The organism is Alcanivorax sp. HI0083 (genome assembly GCF_001635175.1).
In genome coordinates this window covers 1-3,299 of the sequence record NZ_LWFX01001412.1, presented here as the reverse complement: position 1 = coordinate 3,299, position 3,299 = coordinate 1, and the positions used below count along the sequence as shown (strand labels likewise).

The window sequence follows — 3,299 nt, the reverse complement described above, 5'->3', positions numbered from 1 at the left end:
GATCGAGCCGTTGTCACTGGACGAGGCCTTTCTGGACGTGAGCGCCAGCGAACAATTCGATAATAGCGCCACCCGCATTGCCCAGGCATTGCGCCAGGACGTTCGCCGGGAGGTGGCTATTACCGTGTCCGCAGGCGTCGCCCCCAACAAATTTCTGGCCAAGGTCGCCAGCGACTGGCGCAAGCCCGACGGGCTATTTGTGATTCCCCCGGCCCGGGTCGAGGAATTTGTGGCCGCCCTGCCGGTGAACAAGATTTCCGGGGTGGGCCGGGTCACTGGCGAGCGCATGGCCGGCCTGAACCTGAAAACCTGTGGCGACCTGCAACAGCTAAGCCGGCTGGAGCTGGGCCAGCACTTTGGCAGTTTTGGCGAGCGGCTTTATCACCTGTGCCGCGGTGAAGACAGCCGTCCGATCCAGACCGGCCGACGACGTAAATCCGTTTCGGTGGAACGCACCTACGACAAGGACCAGCTCACCCTGACGGACTGGCTCCGGGAGCTGGAGGGGCTGATTGAAAAGCTGAAGGAACGGTTTGCCAAACTGGATCAGCACTACCTGATCAGTGGATTGACCGCCAAGGTGAAGTATCAGGATTTTGTCAGCATGAGTTGTGACAAGGCCGGCAACGACCTGGATGCCGCCCACTTTGAGGCCCTGTTCCGCCAGCTTTGGGAGCGACGCGAAGGCCCCGCCCGGTTACTGGGCATCGGTGCCCGGCTGCGCGATTTGAAAGCGCCCCAGCAACCGGACCTGTTCCCGGAAGAAAGGGACAAGGCCCTGCATAGCCAGCGAAACCGGATGTGACAGGAGGCGTGGCATGCTGCACGCCACACGCTTCAACGCGGTGACAGGCCGGGGGCAACCGGCAAGCAGTTTGTCTCGCACTGAAGCCTTATGGACGCGTAGCACGTAGGTCAGATTAGCCTGAAAGGCGTAATCCGACATTTCGCTGGTGGCCCACGGCGATTCGCGTTCTTTGTTAGCGCCAAAGAGAGAGCCCAGTTGGCGCCTGTTGCGTGCAGCGTGTGGCGTTCCTAGTGCAACCGCTGACAAACCCGGTCGTGCAGATGCGCCGGAATCAGCCCATCCATCAATTCCCGGCCACGGCGTTGCACCGGCTCCATTTGTGCATCCAGGTAGGCATCCAGCGTCGCCACACAATCGGCGCAACGGGTAACGGTGGCCGAATCCGGATGTTCGGATGCCGCTTTCACAGCCTGTTCCAGTTGATTCAAATACTTGAGCAACATGCTTTGCTCCTGAGTCTCACTCTCTACTGAGGCCTGTTCAGCGGCCCCGAAACTGATCAAGTCTGGCCGATAATGGCGACAACCTCATGACAATGCGTTGCCCCATATCAACATAACAGGCGACCAAGCCTGTATCGGGAAGTCCTGCACGAAGAATGCCTGTGAACATACCCGCCTTGATGTTAAATCGGACGCACGTGCCGGCCCGTCGTTCCCCGATGAAATGTAAAAACACCTGTCCGCCGACGGGCGGGCTTCCGGCTTGAAAGCAGCCCCCTCACCCCCCAACACTCCTTTCTCACCCGGACTACGGTACTCTCTTTCATTCTTGCTCTGGTACTTTCTCTGAAAGCGATGACAGAACAAGCTCAATACCGGTATTAAACCGACCTGCTTATTTGCGACGGACCGACCTTATGACCGAAACGGTATCGACCATTGTGGCGCCGGAAGGCAGCCTGGAAGTACTCAGCCAGCATGAAGTGGAACGCCTGCGCGACACCTCTGGCAGCGGCCTGCATGACCTATTGCGCCGCTGCGCCCTGGCGGTGCTGAACTGCGGTACTCCCACCGATGACAGCCGTGAGGTGCTGGAAACCTACCACGACTTCGAAATCGAAGTGATCCAGGAAGACCGCGGGCTGCGCCTAAAACTGGACAACGCCCCCGCCGGCGCGTTTGTAGACGGGCGCATGATTCGCGGTATCCGCGAGCACCTGTCTGCAGTATTGCGCGATATCGTCTACGTGGCCAACGAGATCCAGAACAACGACCGTTTCGACCTGAACAACAGCGAAGGCATTACCAACGCGGTATTCCATATTCTGCGCAACGCCGGGGTCCTGAAAGCCGGAGCGTCACCAAACATGGTGGTTTGCTGGGGCGGGCACAGCATCTCCCGCCACGAATACGACTACAGCAAAAGCGTGGGCTACCAACTGGGCCTGCGTCACAAGGATATCTGCACCGGCTGCGGCCCCGGGGCCATGAAAGGCCCCATGAAAGGCGCCCATGTGGCCCATGCCAAACAACGGGAAAAAGAAGGTCGCTATCTGGGGATTTCCGAGCCGGGCATTATTGCTGCGGAAGCGCCCAACCCCATCGTCAACGAACTGGTGATCATGCCAGATATCGAAAAACGCCTGGAAGCGTTCCTGCGCCTGGCCCACGGTATTATCGTGTTTCCCGGCGGGGTAGGCACCACCGAAGAAATTCTCTATTTGCTTGGCGTACTGCTGCACCCGGACAACGCGGACATTCCCCTGCCCATGGTGCTCACCGGCCCCGCCAGCAGCGCCGATTACTTCCGTCAGGTGGATGCATTTATTCGCTATACCCTGGGTGACAAGGCAGCCGAACGCTACCAGATCATTATCGACGACCCGGAAGCCGTCGCCCTGGCCATGTGCCACGGCATTGACCGCCTGACCCTGTTCCGTCGGGATAATGATGATGCCTTTTACTTCAACTGGCGCCTCAATGTACCGCTGGAATTTCAACACCCTTTCCTGCCCACCCACGAGGCCATGGCCGCGCTGAATCTGAATACGAATCAACCGGTCCACGAACTGGCCGCCAACCTGCGCCGGGCCTTCTCGGGCATTGTCGCCGGTAACGTGAAAGAGCACGGCATCCACGCCATCGAACAACACGGCCCCTACAAGCTGCACGCCCCCAACGCCCTGATGAAGCATCTGGACGAGCTGCTGAAGGCATTTGTGGAACAGCAACGCATGAAACTGCCGGGCAGCCATTACGAGCCGTGTTATGAGTTGGTGGGGTAACAGATAACGGCTAATAACGAGCCACACTGTAGGAGATTCTATGTTGTCCACCCCAGTCTTCATGAGGCAGGGGCCGGCTGATAGTCGGTGCCATTTTTCATAAGCGCGAAGGCGATACGAACCAGTTTGCGCGCCAGGATGACTAACGCTTGGGTAGTTGCCAGCCCTCGATCCAGATAAGCCTGATAGACCCCTGCCCAACGCTTGCTCCGGCGAGCGGCCATGGCCGCGCAGTAAAGCAGCCTGCGAGCTTCTGAGTCCCCT

Annotated in this window: 3 protein-coding genes and 1 pseudogene; 2 read left to right on the top strand and 2 right to left on the bottom strand. The window is 58.9% G+C overall.

Annotated elements, in window-relative coordinates:
* Positions 1–805, top strand: an 805-nt coding sequence (dinB, locus tag A3754_RS21410) for a DNA polymerase IV (protein WP_063521284.1), incomplete at its 5' end; no start/stop codon positions are given.
* 230 nt (positions 806–1,035) lie between these two features.
* On the opposite strand, the gene A3754_RS21405 is transcribed toward dinB, so the two are convergent.
* Entirely contained in the window at positions 1,036–1,251 is a 216-nt protein-coding gene (locus A3754_RS21405; protein ID WP_007151335.1) for a hypothetical protein, read from the bottom strand.
* A gap of 416 nt (positions 1,252–1,667) precedes the next feature.
* Here A3754_RS21405 and ppnN point away from each other — a divergent pair, with 416 nt between their 5' ends.
* Positions 1,668–3,035, top strand: a complete 1,368-nt coding sequence (gene ppnN / locus A3754_RS21400) for a nucleotide 5'-monophosphate nucleosidase PpnN (RefSeq protein WP_063521283.1) — start codon at positions 1,668–1,670, stop codon at positions 3,033–3,035.
* 59 nt (positions 3,036–3,094) lie between these two features.
* Here the strand turns inward: ppnN and A3754_RS21395 are convergent.
* Positions 3,095–3,299, bottom strand: a pseudogene (locus A3754_RS21395) (IS110 family transposase); the annotation flags it as partial.